This window comes from Solirubrobacter soli DSM 22325 (assembly GCF_000423665.1).
Classification (GTDB): domain Bacteria; phylum Actinomycetota; class Thermoleophilia; order Solirubrobacterales; family Solirubrobacteraceae; genus Solirubrobacter; species Solirubrobacter soli.
Window position 1 is genome coordinate 229,534 of record NZ_AUIK01000009.1, and the last position, 18,461, is coordinate 247,994.

An 18,461-nucleotide genomic window follows, 5' to 3' on the forward strand; every position below is an offset into this window, starting at 1 on the left:
GCGCCTTGCGGCTCTTGGTGAGTGGGGCCGATGGAGCAGCGGATACGTCACAAAGGTCGTTCGGTTCCTGTAAGGGGACCAATGGAGGACTGGTCCGACGAGCAGCTGCTGGCGGCGACGCCCGACGCGCCGTCGGCGTTCGCGGTCTTCTACCGCCGGCACGAGGGCGCGGTGTTGGGGTACTTCATGCGGCGCGCGAACAACGCGGAGCTCGCGGCGGACCTGACCGCGGAGACGTTCGCGGCGGCGCTGCTCGGCGCGAAGCGCTACCGCCCCGACCGGGGCGAGGGGCTCGCGTGGCTGTACGGGATCGCGCGGCACCGGTTGATGCGCTCGATCGAGCAGGGCCAGGTGGAGGACCGGGCGCGGCGCAAGCTGGCGCTGCCGCGGCTCGTGATCGACGACGACATGAGCGAGCGGATCGAGCGCCTCGGCGCGGAGGAGCGGGCGCTCGAGCTGCTCGAGCAGCTCCCGCCGGACCAGGCGGACGCGGTGCGCGCGCGGGTGCTCGAGCAGCGCTCCTACAAGGAGATCGCCGCGAGCGTGCGGGTCTCCGAGGCGGTCGTGCGCAAGCGGGTGAGCCGCGGGCTGCTGGCCCTGCGCGGGCTGGCGAAGGAGCGCTCGTGACGACCCTGCCCGCGCTCGAGGCCGCGCTCGACGAGGCCGCGCACCGGCTCTACGGCGCACGTCGCCGCCGCCGTCCGCGGCTGCACGCGGTCCTGACGCTCCCGGCCGCGGCGGCGTGCGCCGCCGCGCTCGTCCTCGCCCTGCCGGGCCGGGCCGGCGACGCCGCCCAGACCGGTCCCCCGCAGCCGGTGGTGCCGCCCGAGACGCTCGCGCTGTCGGCGGCCCTGGTGGCCGCACCCGACGCGCCCGAGTTCCAGATCGGCGACCCGGTCGTCGCCCACGCCGACCTGCCCGCGATCGCCGACGGCTACGAGGACGAGACCCCGTACCCGCCCGGCCACCGGGACACGTTCGACTGGCTCTCCACCGCCCAGGGTCCCTACGACATGGCCAGCGTCAACTCTGCGCGCGAGGTCCGCAGCCTGGTCGAGTTCAGGGCGGCGTGCATCTGGCTGCGCTTCTGGCTCGACAGCGACGGCGCCGCCCGCGAGGCCGCCGGCGCGATCCTCACCGACGCACCGAAGTGGCCGATGCTGCGCAAGCACCCCGGCAACTGGGCCGACGTCCCGCGAGCGCTCGGTGACCCGGTCGCGCTCACGGCCCAATACGAGAACGACTGCTCGCCCTGGCGCGACACCCAGGGCGGCTAGCCCCGCCCCGGCCAGGTGAAGTGGCGGCCGTGCAGATCGGCGACGCCGTAGGGCGGGTCGGCACCCGCTTTGAAGTACATGAGCAGCGACGGCTTCCCGTCGCCTGCGAACGAGTCGTTGAGCAGGACGTATTGCACGTCGGCGAGCTTCTGCTCGAGCACCTTGTTCGCCGTGCGCGCCATCCGGTCGATCGCCTCCGGCTCGATCTGCTCCCACGTGACCGAGGCGGTGGGCGCGCCGGTCTTGGCCGCCAGGTTGCGACCCGTGAGCTGGGCGTCGTAGCCGTAGTCGAGTGTCAGCGTCCGCCCGCCGGTGTCCAGGCCGAAGCTGACGCGATCGGGCCGGATGTCGAAGCCGGTCACGCGCGCGTCGGCCGGCGCCTCCTTCCGCGCCGCCGCGATCACCTTCTCGAGGTTCTCGGCCCGCAGCAGCGAGTCCGGTGTGGCGCCGATCCCGACCGGGTTCGGCTCGCCTGAGAGCCGCAGGCCACCGCCGTCGAGGTTGGCGATGAACGCGTCGGGCTCGCCGCCGTCCATGTCGACGTTCCACTCGCGGTTGTTGCTCTGGAAGTTCAAGGTCTCGACGAGCGCCCGCGCCTGCTTCTGCGCCTCGCGCACCATCACGTCGATCGCGGCCGGATCGAGCTTGGACACCGGCATCCAGGCCCGCAGGTCGGCTTTGTCGCCATCGGTGGCGCGCGAGCGCCCGGACGCGTCGATCTGGACGTTGCGTTCGATGTCGCCCACCTTCCCCGTGGCGTTGGCGGCGGTTCGCTCCACGCGCAGGTAGGAGATCCGGCCGTCGGGTCCGAGCTCGCGCTTCAAAGCCGCGACCACGAGCGCGAAGTTCTTGGACTCGAACAGGTCTCCGCCGCCGGGCGAGATCGTGGCGCCGTCGCCGAAGCCGAAGTCGTCCGTCTGGTCCTTCGGTCCGACGGCCTGCATGGCCACGAACGCGCCGTAGCAGCCCGCCAGGGCCGCCACCAGGCCCACGAGATAGGCGATGAACCGCATCTAGAGCTCCGCCAGGATCTGGTTGCGGCGTTCCTTGTAGGTCGCCTCGTCGAGCAGCCCGGACTCCTTGAGCTGATCGAGCTGGCGGAGCCGTGAGGCGATGTCGTCGGCGCTCTGCTTCGACGTCTTCGCCCAGGTCGGCGGCGGCCCGGCGAACGACACCGGCGGCTCCGTCATGACCTGCGCGGGCGCCCGGCGGCGGCGCTGCTCGCGCGCGACCGGACCGGGGAACGAGAGGACGGCCAGCGGCGCCAGGACCGCGATCACGATCTCCAGGCCGGGGCGGGAGTCGTCGTCGTTGAGGTCGACGATCCCCAGCACGACACCGGCGACGATCGCGATGACCCCCGCGAAGACCAGCCGCGCGACCACGCCGAGGCCGACGGAGGCGATGCCGGCGCCGATCAGCGCGACGAACGTCCCGAGGATCATCAGCATGATCATCGGGCCGAAACCGGTCGGGCAGGGCGGCCCGAACGAGCGCCCGTACGAGTCGGACCCGCAGTTGCCCATTTGGATCGCCTGCGCGATCCCGTAGACGAGGAACGTCAACCCGCCGGCGAAGAGGAGGTAGCCGACGCCCGTGCGCACGATCACTCTCATGAGGGAGCGATCCTCTTGGACGGAGCCCCCGGTGCGCAAGTAACCCGGAAGTCGAGGTTAAGGTCGGTCGATGGAGGTCACCCGCAAGCAGCTGCTCGCCGGGGGTGCGGCGCTGGCGCTCGCGGGCTGTGGGGCCAAGAAGGCGGAGAAGCCACAGGCCGGGCTCGACCCCGCGTACCGGCACTTCGACGCCTTCCTGTTCGCCGCGCACGACAAGCCCGTCCGCGACGCGATCGAGCGTCACCGCCGCGGGCTTGACGCCGGCGCGGCCGTCTACCTGCACGAGCACCAGGGCGAGTTCGAGCGCGCCGTCGCCGAGGCCGCCGCTCAGCACCTCGGGGCCGGGGCGAGCGAGCTGGCCTTCACGGACTCGACCACGATGGGCCTCGGGCTCGTGTACTCCGGTCTGCTGGAACCGGGCGACGAGGTCCTCACCACCACCCACGACCACTACGCGACCTACGAGGCCCTGCGGCTCGCGGGGGCGCGCGTCCACCGCGTCGCGCTCTACGACGACCCCGCGCAAGCGGGCGCCGACGAGATGCTCAGCCGGCTCACCGCGGCCATCACCCCCCGCACGAAGGTCGTCGCGCTGACCTGGGTGCACTCGAGCACGGGCGTTCGCATCCCGATCGAACAGCTCGACGTGGAGCCGATCCTGGTCGTCGACGGCGTCCACGGCCTCGCCGCCACCACGCCGCGCAAGGTCGGCGACATCTTCATCGCCGGCACCCACAAATGGCTCGGCGGACCCCGCGGCACGGGTCTGGTCTGGACGGAGGACTGGAGCCGGATCAAGGGCACGATCCCGAGCTTCGCCTTCAGCAGTGACCCCGGCCCGCGCTTCACCCCAGGCGGCTGGCACTCGTTCGAGCATCGCTGGGCGCTCGACGCGGCCTTCGGCGCCTGGCCGGAGGACGCTCCGCAGCGGATCGCGACGCTCGCCACCCGGCTCAAGGACGGCCTGGCGGAGCTCCCGAACGTCCGCCTGGTCACGCCGCGCGACCCCGCGGTCAGCGCCGGGATCGTCTGCTTCGAGGTCGACGGGATGGACGCGTCGACCGTCGTCGACCGTCTCGAAGCGCAGCGGATCCGCGCGTCGGTGACCCCGTACGCCGTCGAGTACGCGCGGCTCGGCACCTCGCTGCACGTGGACGCGGCCGACGTCGATGCAGCCGTGAGCTCAGTGAAAGCGCTTCGGGGGTAGGCTCAGAGGCACTTAATCCCACTCCGTCATCGGAGCTGAAATCAGTGTCTGAAAATTCCTTTGGCGCTCGTGCCGACCTCGAGGTCGGCGGGCGCTCCTATGAGATCTACCGGCTCGACGCCCTCCAGGAGAAGTTCGACGTCGCGAGGCTGCCGTTCTCCCTGAAGATCCTGCTCGAGAACCTGCTGCGCAACGAGGACGGCGTGGCCGTCCGCAAGGAGGACATCGAGGCGCTCGCCACCTGGGACCACAAGGCGGAGCCCTCCAAGGAGATCGGCTTCACGCCGGCCCGCGTGGTCATGCAGGATTTCACCGGCGTGCCCGCGGTGGTCGACCTCGCCGCGATGCGCGACGCGATGGCCGAGCTGGGCGGCGACCCGTCCAAGATCAACCCGCTGGTCCCGGCCGAGCTGGTCATCGACCACTCGGTCCAGGTCGACGCCTTCGGCACCCGCGACGCGTTTCGCATCAACGCCGAGCGCGAGTTCGAGCGCAACGAGGAGCGCTACGGCTTCCTGCGCTGGGGCCAGACGGCGTTCGAGGGCTTCGTCGTCGTCCCCCCGGACGTCGGCATCGTCCACCAGGTCAACCTCGAGTACCTCGCCCGCGTGGTCTTCGAGAACGAGGGCGTGCTCTACCCGGACACGCTCGTCGGCACGGACTCGCACACGACGATGATCAACGGCGTCGGCGTGCTCGGCTGGGGCGTCGGCGGCATCGAGGCCGAGGCCGCGATGCTCGGCCAGGCGATGTCGATGCTCATCCCGCGCGTGGTCGGCTTCAAGCTCGGCGGGAACCTGCCCGAGGGCGCGACTGCCACCGACCTGGTCCTCACCGTCACGCAGAAGCTGCGCGAGCACGGCGTCGTCGGCAAGTTCGTCGAGTTCTACGGGCCGGGCATCCCGAACCTCCCGCTCGCCGACCGCGCGACGATCGGCAACATGAGCCCGGAGTTCGGCTCGACCTGCGCGATCTTCCCGATCGACGCGGAGACGATCCGCTACCTCGAGTTCACCGGCCGCTCGAAGGAGCGCATCGAGATCGTCGAGGCCTACGCGAAGGCCCAGGGCCTTTGGCACGACGAGAACAGCGAGGAGCCGACGTACTCCGAGACGCTCGAGCTCGACCTCGGCGACGTCGTCCCGTCGCTGGCCGGCCCGAAGCGCCCGCAGGACCGCGTCTCGCTGACCGAGTCCAAGTCGGCGTTCCGCGGCGCGCTCGAGGACATCCTGCCCGAGCCGGAGCCCGCGACCGGCGTCGACGAGGAGGGCGAGGAGTCCTTCCCGGCGTCCGACGCGCCCGCCCACAACGGCAACGGCTCCGGCACCGACACCTCCGAGGCGCCGCACGACGGCACCCGCGTGCAGGTCGCCGAGCGCCTCTCCCACGCCGTCCCGCTGACGATGGCCGACGGCACCGAGACCGAGCTCGACCACGGCCACGTGGTCATCGCCGCGATCACGTCGTGCACGAACACGTCGAACCCGTCGGTGATGATCGCCGCCGGCCTGCTGGCCCAGAAGGCGGCCGCGCGCGGTCTGAAGTCCAAGCCGTGGGTGAAGACGTCGCTCGCGCCGGGCTCGAAGGTCGTCATGGAGTACTACGACAAGGCCGGCCTGGTCGACTCGCTCGAGTCGCTCGGCTTCCACCTCGTCGGCTACGGCTGCACGACCTGCATCGGCAACTCCGGCCCGCTGCCGGACGAGGTCTCGAGCATCGTCAACGCCGAGGACCTCGCCGTGGTGAGCGTCTTGAGCGGCAACCGCAACTTCGAGGGCCGGATCAACCCGGACGTGAAGATGAACTACCTCGCGTCGCCGCCGCTCGTCGTGGCGTACGCGCTCGCCGGGACGATGGACATCGACCTCACCGACGACCCGCTCGGGCAGGACGAGTCGGGCGCGGACGTCTACCTCAAGGACATCTGGCCCTCCGCCGAGGAGGTCGCCCGCGTCGTCGAGGAGTCCGTGCACGAGGAGATGTTCCGGTCCTCGTACGAGGGCGTGTTCGAGGGCGACGAGGCCTGGCGCGGCCTCGACATCCCCGAGGGCGACCGCTTCGCGTGGGACGAGCGCTCGACGTACGTCCGCCGCCCGTCGTTCCTCGAGGACATCCCGAAGGAGCCGGTGGCGCCGGAGGACATCGAGGGCGCACGCGTCCTCGCCAAGCTCGGCGACTCCGTGACCACCGACCACATCTCCCCGGCGGGCGCGATCAAGAAGGGCACGCCGGCGGCGCTCTACCTCAACGAGAACCGCGTCGAGCAGCGCGACTTCAACTCCTACGGCTCGCGCCGCGGCAACCACGAGGTGATGGTCCGCGGCACGTTCGCCAACATCCGCCTGCGCAACCAGATGGCGCCCGGCACCGAGGGTGGCTTCACCCGGCACATGCCGGACGGCGAGGAGATGTCGATCTACGACGCCTCGATCAAGTACATCGAGGACGAGGTCCCGCTGATCGTCCTGGCGGGCAAGGAGTACGGCTCCGGCTCGTCACGCGACTGGGCGGCCAAGGGCACGAAGCTGCTCGGCGTGCGCGCCGTCATCGCCGAGTCCTACGAGCGCATCCACCGCTCGAACCTGGTCGGCATGGGCGTGCTCCCGCTGCAGTTCAAGGACGGCGAGAACGCCGAGTCCCTCGGCCTGACCGGCGAGGAGTCCTACTCGATCGTCGGCATCGACGGCGGCGAGGCCAAGGAGGTGACGGTGCGCGCCGACGACAAGGAGTTCACGGCGCGGGTGCGCATCGACACGCCCAAGGAGGTCCTGTACTACCAGCACGGCGGCATCCTGCCGTTCGTGCTGCGCTCGCTCCTGTAGAACCTAAAGGGGCCTGACCCCTTTAGGTTGCGAATGGGCTCCTCGCGACCAAGACATGGTGTGAGCCCACCTGATCGCTTCGAGGCCATGTACCGCGCCCACTACGGCGCGGTCCTGGCCTACACCCGGCGGCGCACCTCTCCCGCGGATGCGGAGGAGGTCGCCGCCGAGGTGTTCACCGTGGCGCTGCGCCGGCACTCGGAGTTACGCGACCCGGTCCTGCCGTGGTTGCTCGTGGTCGCCCGCAACGCGCTGGCCAACCGCGCGCGTTCGCGCGAGCGGGCGCTGGCCAAGACCGAGGCCGCCGCTCACGTGACGGCGCACCACGCGCCCGACCACGCGGAGCTGCTGGGGGAGCGCGATGCCCTGCTGCGCGCGCTCGCGACGCTCTCCGAAGACGACCAGGAAGCGCTGCGGCTGGTCGCCTGGGACGACCTGCCGCTCGACCAGGCCGCCCGCGTCGCCGGCGTGTCCGCGCCTGCCTTCCGCATGCGCCTGACCCGCGCGCGCCGCCGCCTCGCGGCCGCACTGACCCCGGTGGAGACGACATGACCGACGAACTGCTCGACCGCATGCGCGCGCTCGACCCCGCGCGCGACACCGACCTCACGCCGCCCGACGAGCTGCTGTCGGCGCTGCTGGCCGACTTCCCGGAGCCACGCCGGCGTCGCCGCTTCATGCTCGCCCTCCCAGCCGGCGCGCTCGCCGCCGCGGCGGCCGCGGTGATCGCCTTCACCGGTGGCTCGACCCCCGACCTGGCGGCGCAGGCCTACGCGCAGACCAGCCAGGCCCGCGACATCCTCTACGTCCGCGCCCGCGTCGTCAGCCAGTTCGGCTCGGACCGCCTCGAGATGACGCGGGAGAACTGGCTGTACCGCGATCGCGCGCGCCGCCACGATGACGTCGGCGCCAAGGGCTGGAGCGACATGGTGCTCCGCCCCGACGGCTCGGTGCGCTTCCGCAATCGCGACGGTCAGGACGTCGTCAGCACCGACGCCGACGGCCCGGACGCCCAGAGCTGGCACCAGCAGCTGCAGCAGAACTTCGTCGCCGAGTTCCGCCGCAACTACCAGAAGGGCACGCTCGACCCCGCGGGGACGGCCGAGTTCGCCGGCAGGCGCGCGCAGGTCTACGTCGTCGACACGTCCGGCGTGGCGCCCGCGGTCCCTCGCTTCAAGATCCGTGAAGGCACCTGGACCGACCACCGCGAGTTCTTCATCGACGCCGACGACGGCACGCCGCTGGGCTCGATCCAGGAGTCGACCACCAAGACGCCGGGACAGCCGGCGATGACCTCGCGGGTGGTGGAGACCGTGGAGGCGATCGAGCACCTCGAGCCCACGCCGGAGAACCTCGCGAAATTGAGCCGGTGAGTTCGGTCATGCCGGGCCGTCTAACCCGGCATGACCACTTCGATCGTGACCGGGGCGAGCCGTGGGCTCGGCCTCGGCATCGCGCGGCGGCTCGTCGCCGCCGGGCATGACGTCATCGCCGCCGCGCGGACGGCGCCGGAGGTCGACGGCGCGCGCAACGTCGCCGCCGACATCACGAACGCGGACGACATCCGCGCGCTCGTCGAGCTCGCCGGCGACGTCGGCCTGCTCGTCAACAACGCGGCGGCGCTGCCGGTCCTGGACCCGCTCCAGGACCTGACCCTCGAGCGCTTCGTCCGCGGCTTCGAGGTCGACGTCTTCGGCACGCTGGCGCTGACACAGGCCGCGGTGCCGCGACTGGCGGGCGGGACCGTGGTGAACCTCATCTCGGCGCGGTTCGGCATCCCCGTTGGCGCCGCGCACCTGTCGATCTCGCCGGCGCAGGCGGCGCTCACCTCGCTCACCCGCAACCTCGCCGCGGTCCTCGCGCCCGCGATCGCCGTCCATGGGCTCGCCCCGTACATCACCCCGGCGGGCGCGGTCGGGCGGACGGCGGCGCCGGCGCTGGGCATCACCTTCGACGACGGCTTCCTCACCGCCGAGCAGGTCGGCGACGCGGTCCTGGCGGTGGCGGGCGAGCGCGAGAGCGCGCTCTGGACCGTCGACGCGACTCAGCTCTCGATGGTGACGAGCGTGCCGATCGGCGTGTAGGGATAGATCTTGGCCGCCGCCGCGAGCGGCAGCTCGACGCAGCCGACGCTCTGCGGCGTGCCGAAGGAGGCGCGGTCGAAGGCGTGCAGGGCGTCGCCGCCGTTGAAGTAGCTGACCCACTTGATGCCTGGGTCGCTGTAGTGCGAGCCGTCCGGGTTGGTGCCGCTCATCGTGGTCTCGGCGAGGTGCTCGAAGACCGGGAACGTGCCGAGATCGGTGGGCGCGGCGGCGACGCCGGTGTTGCCGGGCGAGCTGAAGATCTCCTTGCCGTTGTGCCAGAGATGGGCGACCTGCGGGCGCGAGTCGCGGTGCACGAACACGTAGTTGTAGCCGCCCGTGTGGGACGTCTTGCCGTCGACGGCGTCGGCCAGCAGCGCCTTCCACAGGTCGGGGCCGGGGAGGCCGTCGACGGTCAGGTGGTGCTCGTCCTGGAACATCATGATCGCGCCGCTGACGATCACGTTGCCGGTCTCGGGCTTCCACTGCTTCTTCAGCTCGGACGGCGTGTTGTCGAAGCGCCACGGGAAGTCGCCCTTGGGCGGGTCGGCGGCGGCGCTCTGCTGCGCGCGGACCGTCTGCGCGACGGCCGGGCCGTCGAACTTCACCGGCAGGTAGCCCTCGTCGGCCAGCAACTGGATCAGGCGCAGCGGCGAGGCGGGCGGGATCTTCCAGGTGACGGTGCGACCGGTCTTCAGGCCGCGGCCGGCGCTGTCGGCGACCGCGGCCGTGTGCGGCAGCGTCAGCTTGACGTCGCTGCCCAACGACGGCCCGGAGCCGGACGGCGTGAAGACGTACGTGTGGCCGTCGGGGTGCTTCCAGCGGCCGGCGACGCTGACCTTAGGCTGGGCGGCCTTGGCGGAGAACGTGACGCGCACCTGGTCACCCGGATCCAGGCGCCCGCCGGGCGCCGGGTTCACGAGCGCCACCGGACGCTTGGCGGGCGGGAAGTAGTGCACGGTCACGGGATCGCCGAGCTTCTCCCACGGACGCGCGGCTACTGCGACGCGCACCGTCCCCGCCCTGGCCTTCTCGGGCAGCTTGAGCGACGGCCCGGTCCCGCGGGCGGTGTGACCGGCGTACGACACGCGGGCGACCGGCTCGCTGAACGTCACCGGGACCGCCCCACCCGCCGGTTTGGTCACCCACGTCGAGGTCACCTTGGCCAGCGGCGCCATCACCGTGATGCGCTTGGTCGCGGTCTTGCCCAGCAGCCAGGCGTTCCAGCCCGGCCGGCGGATGGTGACGACGACCGTGACCTTGGTGCCGGGCGCGATCCGGTTGCGCGGCGTGAGCTTCTCGCCCGCACCGGTCAGCGCGACCGGCCGGCCTTCCGGGTCGGTGCCGTGGGCGCGCACCAGGCCGCCGCCGAACAGCTGGATCTCGTACCCCGCGAGCGCCTGCGGGTCAGGCGAGAGGGTGAGGCCCGACAGCTCGAGCACGGCGGTGAGGGCGAGCGCCACGACGGCGATGACGGCAAAGACGGCGACGACGGGCCAGCGGCGACGGCGGTGCGGCCGGCGTTTCCGGGCAGCCGGAGCTGGGGCGAGTCCGAGGGCCACGCACCCAAAGTAGGCGACGCGGATGAGAGCGTTCTCACAAAGCGGCGAGCTGCGAGCGCGCGATCGCCTGCAGACCCTCGTCCGGATCCTGCTGGAGCGCTTCGATCCGCCCGCGTGCGGCCGGCTCGCCCGCGTCGGCCAGGAACAGCAGCTGCTTGGCCGCGATCGTCCGCAGGACCCGGTTGTCGGAGTCCAGCGCGCCGTACACCGTGGCCGCGGCAGAGGGGTCCCCGAGCCGCGCCAACTCGCCGGCGGCCTGGATCGCGCCCGGCGCGCCCGCCCACGGGATCGCCGCCACCCGCGCCAGCTCGCGCTTGCCCTCGCTTGGGTCGAGCTTGGCCAGCCCGGCGGCCGCGTGGACCGCCAGCAGGTCGTCGGGGGAGGCCGCGAGCTCGCGCAGCCGCGGCAACGAATCTTGCAGCCCGCGCGCGCCCGCGAGCCGGGCGGCGGCGCCGACCAACAGCTCCGACGGCGAGTCCAGCAGCCGCTGCACCGACGCGTCGTCGTCCGGGCGTCCGTTCGCGGTCAACAACCGCTCCGCCCACGCGTCCTCGCGGTCCCGGTACGGGACGTCGCCGGGGGTCTCGGGGATCTCCAGCTCGGCGTCGCTCACGTGTACGTGCCCGCGTCGCCCTTGGTCTTGATCGAGTTCGCCCGTGCGCGGTACGCGGGGGCGCCGGCGCCGTACGCGCGAACCTCGGCGGGCTCGCCCATGCCGGCGACGATGGTCCGCACCACGCGGGCGGGGATCTGGTCGACCAGCGCCTGCACGCCGGCGACGTCGGTCGCCGTCTGCGAGGAGATCCAGGACACGGCGGAGGTCGCCGCTCCGGGGCCCTGGCTGCGCACGTCGTTGGCGTGGAACAGCTCGTGGGTCTGCGTCAGGTCGTTGGCCCAGAACTGCGTTCGCGGCGGGCGGCCGCCGCTGCTCGACATGTTCGGCGTCAGGTCGGTCGACACCGTGTTGTAGTTGGCGGCGGTGATGTCCGAGTCGGCGTCGCCCGAGATATCGGTGCGCCCGAGCGATTGGACGCCCCACTTGATCCGGTTCTCGATCGTGCCGCGCACCTGGTAGACGCTGGCGGTGAGCGTGATCGTGATCCCGGTCACGCGCACGTCGCCGAACCGGCAGATGCCGAACGCGTTGCCGGGCGGCGTCTCGCCGCCGACGACCGTGCCGTTGTACGGGATGATCCCGGCGATCGAGTCGCACGCGTGGATGTGCTCGAGCTCGGGCTTGACGATGTCCGGGATCGTGATGACCTGGCCGTCCGCCGGGCCCGCTGCGGCGCCGCCGGCCGCTGCGGCGGCGGAAGCCGCGCCGCCCGCGGGAGCGGCTGCCGCCGGGGCCGGAGCCGCGGCCCCGGCCGGCGCCGCGCCGCCTGGGGCGGCGTTCGCCGCGGCGGCCGCGCTCCCGGCGCCCGGCGTGGCCTGCTCGCCCGCCGGCGGAGCAGGGGCCGCGCCCGGCGCGGCACCGGCCTCGGGCACCTCGGCGGGCGTCGAGGGCTCGGAGCCCTCGGCGCGGTCCGAGGAGGCCGCGACGGGGATCGGCGGCGCCGCCGGGATCGGCCCGCGGCCGATCCCGATGTCCATCGAGAAGCTGTTGCGCTGGACGATCTCGCCGCCCGCGATCTCGCGCCCCTTGTCGAACTTCTCGCCGCCGTCGAACGCCGCGGCGGGCATCACGTCATGGCCGCAGCCGGGGCCGCACACGTGGGCCTGGCGCGCCAGCGTGTGCCCGCAGCCCGGCCCGCAGACGTGCGCGTCCATCATCCGCAGCACGGCGGCGTTCCCGGCGCCGGCTTGGAGCGCGCGCATCGTCGCGGCGCGGCCGTCGAGTCCCGAGCGCGCGAGCGAGGCGAAGGAGATGGGACCGGACGGCAGCGCCGTCCCGAACGCGGGCGCGGCCGCGGCGACGGCGGGCGTCTCGGGTGCGATCTCGGCCGTCGTGTCGCGCTGCGGCTCCATCAGTCCTCCTCACCGGGAAGTCGTCGGGCGGGAGCCTACGCGACCCTCGCCACCCGGCAAGGGCGAAAGGGGCAGACGATCAGGCTTCGATCAGCCCGTGGCGGATCGCCCAGCGGGTGATCTGCACGCGGTCGCGCATCCCGAGCTTGGCGAGGATGTTCTCGCGGTGACGTTCGACCGTCCGCGGGCTGATCACCAGCAGCGACGCGATCTGCTCGGTCGTGTGCGCCTCGGCGATCAGCTTGACCACCTCGCGCTCGCGCGGGGTGAGCGGGCTCTCGACGTCGTCCAGGTGGGCGCGCATCAGCGTCCGGATCGTCGGGGGCGAGAGGAACGGCTCGCCGCGCATCGCCGCGCGGCAGGCGTCGACCAGCTCCTTGTCGGCCACGGTCTTGAGCACGTAGCCCGACGCTCCGGCCTTCAGCGCCTGGAAGCAGAACTCCTCGACGTCATGCATCGAGAGCATCAGGATCCGCATGTCCGGACGGTGACGCAGCAGCTCGCGGGCGGCGTCGAGGCCCGTGCGCTTGGGCATCGCGACGTCGATCACGGCGAGGTCGACCGGCTCGCGCAGCCCGCGCTCGACGGCCTCGATCCCGTCGCCCGCCTCGGCCACCACGGTCAGGTCCGGCTGCGCCTCGAGCACCATGCGCAGGCCGCGCCGCACGACCGTGTGGTCGTCGGCGAGCAGGATCTTCGTCTTCAGCGGTACGGCCACAGGTCCAACCTCACTTCGGTTCCACGTTCGGGCAGCGCGCGCACCCGCAGGCGACCGCCCGCGAGCAGCGCGCGCTCCCGCATCCCGCCGACTCCGCCGTCCGTGGCATCCGCGTGGAGCGCCGGGATCCCCACCCCGTCGTCGGAGATGCGCAGCACGACCGCGCCGTCCTCCTCCTCGAGCTCCATCCGCGCCATCCCTGCGCGGGCGTGGCGAGCGACGTTGGTGAGACTCTCCTGCGCCACGCGGTAGACGGCGAGATCCTGGTCGGGGCTGAGGACCGGCAGGTCCGGCGGCAGGGAATGCCGCACGCGCAGCCCCGTGAAGCTGTTGGCGAGCGTCGTCAGCGCGCTGCGCAGGCCGAGCTCCTCCAGGGCGCCCGGCCGCAGCCCGCGCGCGATCTCGCGCACCTGCTCGACACCGGCGCGCGCCGCCTCCTGGACCTCCGCGAGGTCCTCCCCAAGGTCGGCCGGCGCGCGCCGGTGGATCTCCTCCAGAGCCAGGACGACGCCCGTGAGCGTCTGCCCGACCTGGTCGTGCAACTCGCGGGCGACGCGCACGCGCTCGGCCTCGGTGGCCGCGAGCGCGCGGCGCGCGCTGCCCTGGCGCTCGGCCTCGAGCCGGTCCAGCATCTCGTTGAAGGCCTCGGCGAGCTCGCCCACCTCGGCGGCGGGCTTGCGCATCGACACGCGGCGGCCGGGATCGTGCGGGTCGACGCGCCGCATCGTCCCGGTCAGGCGCTCGAGCGGGACGAAGATCCGGCGCAGCAGCACCACGTTGAGCCCGATCACCAGCGCGGTTCCCGCGATCAGCACCTCGATCTCGGCCGCCGTCGGCGCCGCGCTGACGCTCGCAGGGCTGATCGCGAGCACCACGACGGCGCCGACGAGCAGTGCGGCATTGACGATTACGACGCGCCAGAACAACGACATGACCTCCCAGTCTGGTTCGCGCGCGCCGGCCTTTCGATCCGGGCGGCTCCCCAATTAGGGGGTGGGGCTGACCACCACCGGGGTCTTGGCCGTCTGCAGGAACCCGCGATCGAACGCGGGCCGCGAGACCGGCTCGGCCGCCGGGTCCGCCTGCGGGCCGACGATCATCACGGGGCAGTTGGCGCGCTTGGCCACGCGGCGGGCGACGCTGGCCCGCCAGCGCAGGGCGCGCGTGCCGAGGACGATCAGCGCGGCGTCGTGGCCGTCGGCGACCGCGAGGATGCGCTGGACGGCCGGTCCGTGCTCGACGACGCGGAGGGTCTCGTCGCCGTCGGCGTGGAAGGCGGGGACGTTGGCGCCCCAGTGGCTTGAGGAGACGTGGGTGAGGAGCAGCGGCGCCCCGGCGCGCTGTGCGGCGGCCTTGGCGGCGGTCATCACCGTGGTCCCGGCTTCGGTGTCGTCGACACCACAGAGGACAACGCTCATACGCCTCAGCATGCGTCGCGTTTGCAGGGGACTCCATGGGGAGCGCTCCCCACTTCGGCGCTAGCATCCTGCGCTCCATGGCGCTGCCAGAGACCCTCCACAAGCTCCTGACCGCGGCGGGTCCGTCGGGGTATGAGCAGGCCCCGGCCGCGGTCTTCCGCGAGGCCGCGGGCGCGTTCGCCGAGGTCACGTACGACACGGTCGGTTCGACCGTCGCTCGCGTGGCCGGAACCGGCGAAGGCCGGTCGGTCGCGATCGTCGGGCACATCGACGAGATCGGCCTCATCGTGCACCACATCGACGACGACGGGTTCCTCTGGTTCACCGGCGTCGGCGGGTGGGACCCGATCATCCTCGTCGGCCAGCGGGTCGCGATCTCCACCCGCTCCGGGACCGTCCCGGGCGTCGTCGGCAAGAAGCCGATCCACCTGATGAAGGACGAGGACCGCAAGCGCGTCCCGCAGCTGAAGGACCTGCACATCGACATCGGCGCCAAGGACGGCGATGAGGCGCGCTCGCTCGTGCGCGTCGGCGACGTCGCGGTGATCGACGCGCAGCCGGTCGAGTTCCCCAACAACCGCTTCGTCTCGCGCTCGATGGACAACCGCATCGGCTGCTACGTCGCGCTCGAGGCCGCGCGGATCGTGGCCGAGGCGGGTGGTGCGCCCGGCGACGTCTACGCGCTGGCCGTGGCGCAGGAGGAGATCACCTTCGGCGGCGCCCGCACGTCCGCGTTCTCGCTGAACCCGGACGTGGCGATCGCGGTCGACGTGACCTTCGCCACCGACCAGCCCGGCCTGCCGGAGTCCGAGCTCGGCCGGCACAAGTTCGGCACGGGGCCGGTGCTCACGCGCGGGTCGACCCTCGATCCGACGGTCTTCGAGCTGCTCTATGACACGGCCGAGGCACTGAGCATCCCGTTCACCGTGACCGCCTCGGCGCGGGCCACGGGCACGGACGCGGACGCGTTCCACATCGCCCGCGCCGGCATCCCGTCGACCGTCGTCTCGGTGCCGCTGCGCTACATGCACTCCGCGGTCGAGATGGTCCAGCTCGACGACATCGTGAACGCCGCGAGGCTGATCGCGGAGTTCACGCTGCGCCTGCCTGCGGACACAGACTTCAAGCGCTGACGCTCCTTCTTCTCTTCGACATCGACGGGACGCTCCTGCAGCGGGCGTCCGTCGAGCACGGCCGCGCGCTGCGCGAGGCGGCGGGTGCGGTGCACGGGGTCACGCTCGACGGCGTCGTCGACTACGCGGGGCGCACCGACGCCGCGATCACCCGCGACCTCCTGACGCTCGCGGGCGTGGGCGGCGAGGCGATCGACGCGCGCTGGGAGGAGGTCAAGACCGCGGCTGCCGAGGTCTACGCGCGGCTCTGCCCGCCGGACCTGAGCGCGCTCGTGGCGCCGGGGATGAAGGAGCTGCTCGCGGAGCTCTCCGCCCGCACGCAGGACTTCCGGCTCTCGCTCGTCACCGGCAACCTCGAGCCGATCGCGCGGATGAAGCTCGGCCGCGCCGGCGTCGGGCACTACTTCGAGGCGCTGCGCGGCGGGTTCGGCTCCGACGACGAGGACCGCGGGCGGCTGCCGGCGATCGCGCGCGGCCGTGCCTCCGACCCGCCCTGGCCGCGCGAGCGGACCGTCGTGATCGGCGACACCCCGCACGACATCTCCTGCGCCCGCGTGGACGAGGTCCGCGTGGCCGCGGTCGCGACCGGGCCGTTCGCGGTGACCGAGCTGGCGGACGCGGACGCCGTCGTCGACGACGCCCACGCCCTGCTGCCCGTGCTCAGCGACTGGGTCTGACGACCGCCGCGGAGCCGCCGCCGCGGCGCACCGGCTCGGCGACCGCGATGAAGCTCAGATCGCCGCCATGGCCGCCGCCGCGGCCGTGCCGCGAGGACGTCCGGGCGCGGCCGGCGCCGGGATCGCCGTTGCCCGGGTCGTCGTCATCGCCACCGTGGCCGCCGTGGTCGTGGCCGCCACCGCCGTGGTGCCCGCCGTGGCCGCCATGGTCGTGGTCGCCGCCGTGATCGTGGCCACCGCCGTGATCGTGGCCACCGCCGTGGCCCGGCTTGCCGCCGTTCACGAACTCGATGCCGGTCGCGGCGCCGATCTCGTCACCCGCGGGTGCGCGGTAGGCCTCCTTGTAGGTGTTGAGCAGCGTCTGGCCCTCGGGCGAGTTCACGAACGCGGACTCGGCCTCGGTCGTGGCCGAGTTGCGCTGCGAGGCTCGCGGCGCGGCGACCGCGTCGGCCAGCGACATCTGCAGATCGATCCGGTTGACGATCGTCTGCAGGACGGTCGTGATGATCGACGCGCCGCCGGGCGAGCCGATCGTGAAGAACGGCTTGCCGTCCTTGGTCACGATCGTCGGGGCGATCGAGGACCGCGGGCGCTTGCCGCCGTCGGCGCGGTTGGGCGCGGTGATGGAAGCGGTGTCGAAGTCCGTCAGCTCGTTGTTGAGCAGGAAGCCGTAGCCGGGGACGACGATCCCGTTGCCGCCGGTCTGCTCGATCGTGAACGTGTAGCTGACGATGTTGCCGCTGGAGTCGGCGACGCTGACGTGGGTGGTCGAGCCGACCTTGTCCACCGTCGCCGAGCTGCCGGGCACGGGAGCGCCCGGCGGGGTGCCGTTCGGGACCGGGCCGGCAGGGGCGGTCGGACCGATCAGCGCCGCGCGCTGGGCGGTGTAGGTCGGGTCGAGCAGGCCGGCGACCGGATTGGTCACGAACGCCGGGTCGCCGAGCCACGCGTTGCGGTCGGCGTAGGCCAGGCGCGAGGCCTCGAGGTAGTTGTAGAGGACCCCGGCCTTGTCGGTCGCCGGCGGGCGCGCCTGCATGATCTGCAGCGCCTCCTGGCTCGTCGTCCCGCCTGAGGACGGCGGCGCCATGCCGTTGATCACGTAGCCGCGGTACGTGCTCGTGACCGGGTCGCGGCGGATCACCTTGTAGCTCTTGAGGTCGGACGCCTGGAGCAGGCCGGGGCGCCACGTGTGGTCGGCGGTCGGCGCCAGCGGCGGGTTCTGCGCCGCCTTGACGATCGCGTCGCCGATCGCGCCCTTGTAGAACGTCCGCTCGGTGCCGAAGCGGCCGAGCAGCTCGTACGTCTTGGCCAGGTCCGGGTTCGTGATCGTCGTGCCGACGTCGCGCGGGGTGCCGTCCGCGTCGAGGTAGATCGCCGCCGTCGAGGGGACGTCGTCGAAGTACGGCGCGTTCGGCGCGGTCTGGTTGAAGAACGTCGGGTCGACGGTGAAGCCCTTGCGGGCGACGCCCGCGCCGTAGCTCAGCGCACGGCCCAGCGAGTAGGTGCCGTAGCGGCGCAGGACGTACTCCCACAGAGCGGGCGTGCCGGGCACGCCGACGCTCAGGCCGCTGTAGCGGTTGATCGGGAACTGCGCGTCGGTCGGCGGCTTGCCGTCGATGAAGAACGAGTCCGGCTTCATCGTCGCCGGCGCCGTCTCGCGCGAGTCGAAGGTCGTGATCTTCCCGCTGCGCCCGTCGCGGATCGTCATGAATCCGCCGCCGCCGATGCCGCAGCTGTATGGCTCGACGACGCCGAGCACGCTCGCCGCGGCGATCGCGGCGTCGAAGGCGTTGCCGCCCCGGCGGAGCACGTCGATCGCGGCGTTGGTGGCGAGCGGGTCCACGCTCGCCGCCGCGCCGCCTGTGCCGGTGGCGGTCGGCTGCTTGTCCTGCGCACGCGCCGCGGGCGCCGACAGCGCCACGACCGCCATGGCCGCCCCCACTGGCAGCCAACGTAGTGCCTTCATGGTTCCTCCCAGTTGC

General features: G+C 72.4%; 18 protein-coding genes. 9 read left to right on the forward strand and 9 right to left on the reverse strand.

Features of this window, described 5'->3' with window-relative positions; translation table 11 throughout:
- Positions 1 to 81: 81 nt before the first annotated feature.
- Together G569_RS46580 and G569_RS0108155 are read left to right on the forward strand one after the other, a co-directional pair.
- A complete protein-coding gene (locus G569_RS46580; protein ID WP_053226036.1) occupies positions 82 to 627 on the forward strand; it encodes an RNA polymerase sigma factor in 546 nt (181 codons plus the stop codon).
- Entirely contained in the window at positions 624 to 1,277 is a 654-nt protein-coding gene (locus tag G569_RS0108155; RefSeq protein ID WP_028063047.1) for a hypothetical protein, read from the forward strand. The genes G569_RS46580 and G569_RS0108155 overlap by 4 nt, the downstream gene beginning before the upstream one ends.
- On the opposite strand, the gene G569_RS0108160 is transcribed toward G569_RS0108155, so the two are convergent.
- Complete coding sequence (locus G569_RS0108160) at positions 1,274 to 2,290, reverse strand: hypothetical protein (RefSeq protein ID WP_028063048.1); 1,017 nt, start codon at positions 2,288 to 2,290, stop codon at positions 1,274 to 1,276. The two genes, G569_RS0108155 and G569_RS0108160, sit on opposite strands and share 4 nt — an antisense overlap.
- Positions 2,291 to 2,893 carry a hypothetical protein gene (locus G569_RS0108165; protein WP_157591896.1) on the reverse strand — a complete coding sequence of 201 codons (603 nt, stop codon included), beginning with the start codon at positions 2,891 to 2,893 and terminating at the stop codon, positions 2,291 to 2,293.
- Positions 2,894 to 2,963: 70 nt separating this feature from the next.
- Between G569_RS0108165 and G569_RS0108170 the strand changes: the two genes are divergently transcribed.
- Genes G569_RS0108170 through G569_RS46590 form a run of 5 tightly spaced genes read left to right on the forward strand, consistent with a single transcriptional unit; the run spans position 2,964 to position 9,006 of the window.
- Entirely contained in the window at positions 2,964 to 4,100 is a 1,137-nt protein-coding gene (locus tag G569_RS0108170; protein WP_028063050.1) for an aminotransferase class V-fold PLP-dependent enzyme, read from the forward strand.
- Between the two features lie 44 nt (positions 4,101 to 4,144).
- On the forward strand, positions 4,145 to 6,922 hold the full coding sequence (locus tag G569_RS0108175; RefSeq protein ID WP_028063051.1) for an aconitate hydratase: 2,778 nt from the start codon (positions 4,145 to 4,147) through the stop codon (positions 6,920 to 6,922).
- 60 nt (positions 6,923 to 6,982) lie between these two features.
- The gene (locus tag G569_RS46585; RefSeq protein ID WP_169542098.1) at positions 6,983 to 7,474 is read left to right on the forward strand and encodes an RNA polymerase sigma factor; all 492 of its coding nucleotides are present in this window, start codon (positions 6,983 to 6,985) and stop codon (positions 7,472 to 7,474) included.
- On the forward strand, positions 7,471 to 8,295 hold the full coding sequence (locus G569_RS0108185) for a hypothetical protein (RefSeq protein ID WP_028063052.1): 825 nt from the start codon (positions 7,471 to 7,473) through the stop codon (positions 8,293 to 8,295). Before G569_RS46585 ends, G569_RS0108185 begins: the two co-directional genes overlap by 4 nt.
- A gap of 30 nt (positions 8,296 to 8,325) precedes the next feature.
- Positions 8,326 to 9,006, forward strand: a complete 681-nt coding sequence (locus tag G569_RS46590) for an SDR family oxidoreductase (protein WP_053226038.1) — start codon at positions 8,326 to 8,328, stop codon at positions 9,004 to 9,006.
- Here the strand turns inward: G569_RS46590 and G569_RS57500 are convergent.
- The 6 genes from G569_RS57500 to G569_RS0108220 form a co-directional block, all read right to left on the reverse strand.
- Positions 8,967 to 10,565 (reverse strand): L,D-transpeptidase family protein, encoded by a 1,599-nt coding sequence (locus tag G569_RS57500; RefSeq protein ID WP_157591898.1) that lies wholly within the window; start codon positions 10,563 to 10,565, stop codon positions 8,967 to 8,969. The two genes, G569_RS46590 and G569_RS57500, sit on opposite strands and share 40 nt — an antisense overlap.
- A gap of 34 nt (positions 10,566 to 10,599) precedes the next feature.
- Positions 10,600 to 11,178 carry a hypothetical protein gene (locus G569_RS57505; RefSeq protein WP_028063053.1) on the reverse strand — a complete coding sequence of 193 codons (579 nt, stop codon included), beginning with the start codon at positions 11,176 to 11,178 and terminating at the stop codon, positions 10,600 to 10,602.
- The gene (locus tag G569_RS64505; RefSeq protein ID WP_028063054.1) at positions 11,175 to 12,533 is read right to left on the reverse strand and encodes a hypothetical protein; all 1,359 of its coding nucleotides are present in this window, start codon (positions 12,531 to 12,533) and stop codon (positions 11,175 to 11,177) included. The genes G569_RS57505 and G569_RS64505 overlap by 4 nt, the downstream gene beginning before the upstream one ends.
- 79 nt (positions 12,534 to 12,612) lie before the next feature.
- The gene (locus G569_RS0108210; protein ID WP_028063055.1) at positions 12,613 to 13,251 is read right to left on the reverse strand and encodes a response regulator; all 639 of its coding nucleotides are present in this window, start codon (positions 13,249 to 13,251) and stop codon (positions 12,613 to 12,615) included.
- Positions 13,236 to 14,183 carry a HAMP domain-containing sensor histidine kinase gene (locus G569_RS0108215; protein ID WP_028063056.1) on the reverse strand — a complete coding sequence of 316 codons (948 nt, stop codon included), beginning with the start codon at positions 14,181 to 14,183 and terminating at the stop codon, positions 13,236 to 13,238. The genes G569_RS0108210 and G569_RS0108215 overlap by 16 nt, the downstream gene beginning before the upstream one ends.
- A 54-nt stretch (positions 14,184 to 14,237) precedes the next feature.
- Positions 14,238 to 14,669: a universal stress protein gene (locus G569_RS0108220; protein ID WP_028063057.1), complete on the reverse strand. Its 432-nt coding sequence runs from the start codon at positions 14,667 to 14,669 to the stop codon at positions 14,238 to 14,240.
- A 77-nt stretch (positions 14,670 to 14,746) separates the two neighbouring features.
- On the opposite strand from G569_RS0108220, the gene G569_RS0108225 reads away from it, so the two are divergent.
- Positions 14,747 to 15,802: a M42 family metallopeptidase gene (locus G569_RS0108225; RefSeq protein ID WP_037495302.1), complete on the forward strand. Its 1,056-nt coding sequence runs from the start codon at positions 14,747 to 14,749 to the stop codon at positions 15,800 to 15,802.
- On the forward strand, positions 15,799 to 16,479 hold the full coding sequence (locus tag G569_RS46605) for a haloacid dehalogenase-like hydrolase (protein ID WP_064750291.1): 681 nt from the start codon (positions 15,799 to 15,801) through the stop codon (positions 16,477 to 16,479). Before G569_RS0108225 ends, G569_RS46605 begins: the two co-directional genes overlap by 4 nt.
- On the opposite strand, the gene G569_RS0108235 is transcribed toward G569_RS46605, so the two are convergent.
- Complete coding sequence (locus G569_RS0108235; RefSeq protein WP_169542099.1) at positions 16,463 to 18,421, reverse strand: gamma-glutamyltransferase family protein; 1,959 nt, start codon at positions 18,419 to 18,421, stop codon at positions 16,463 to 16,465. The two genes, G569_RS46605 and G569_RS0108235, sit on opposite strands and share 17 nt — an antisense overlap.
- Positions 18,422 to 18,461: the final 40 nt, after the last annotated feature.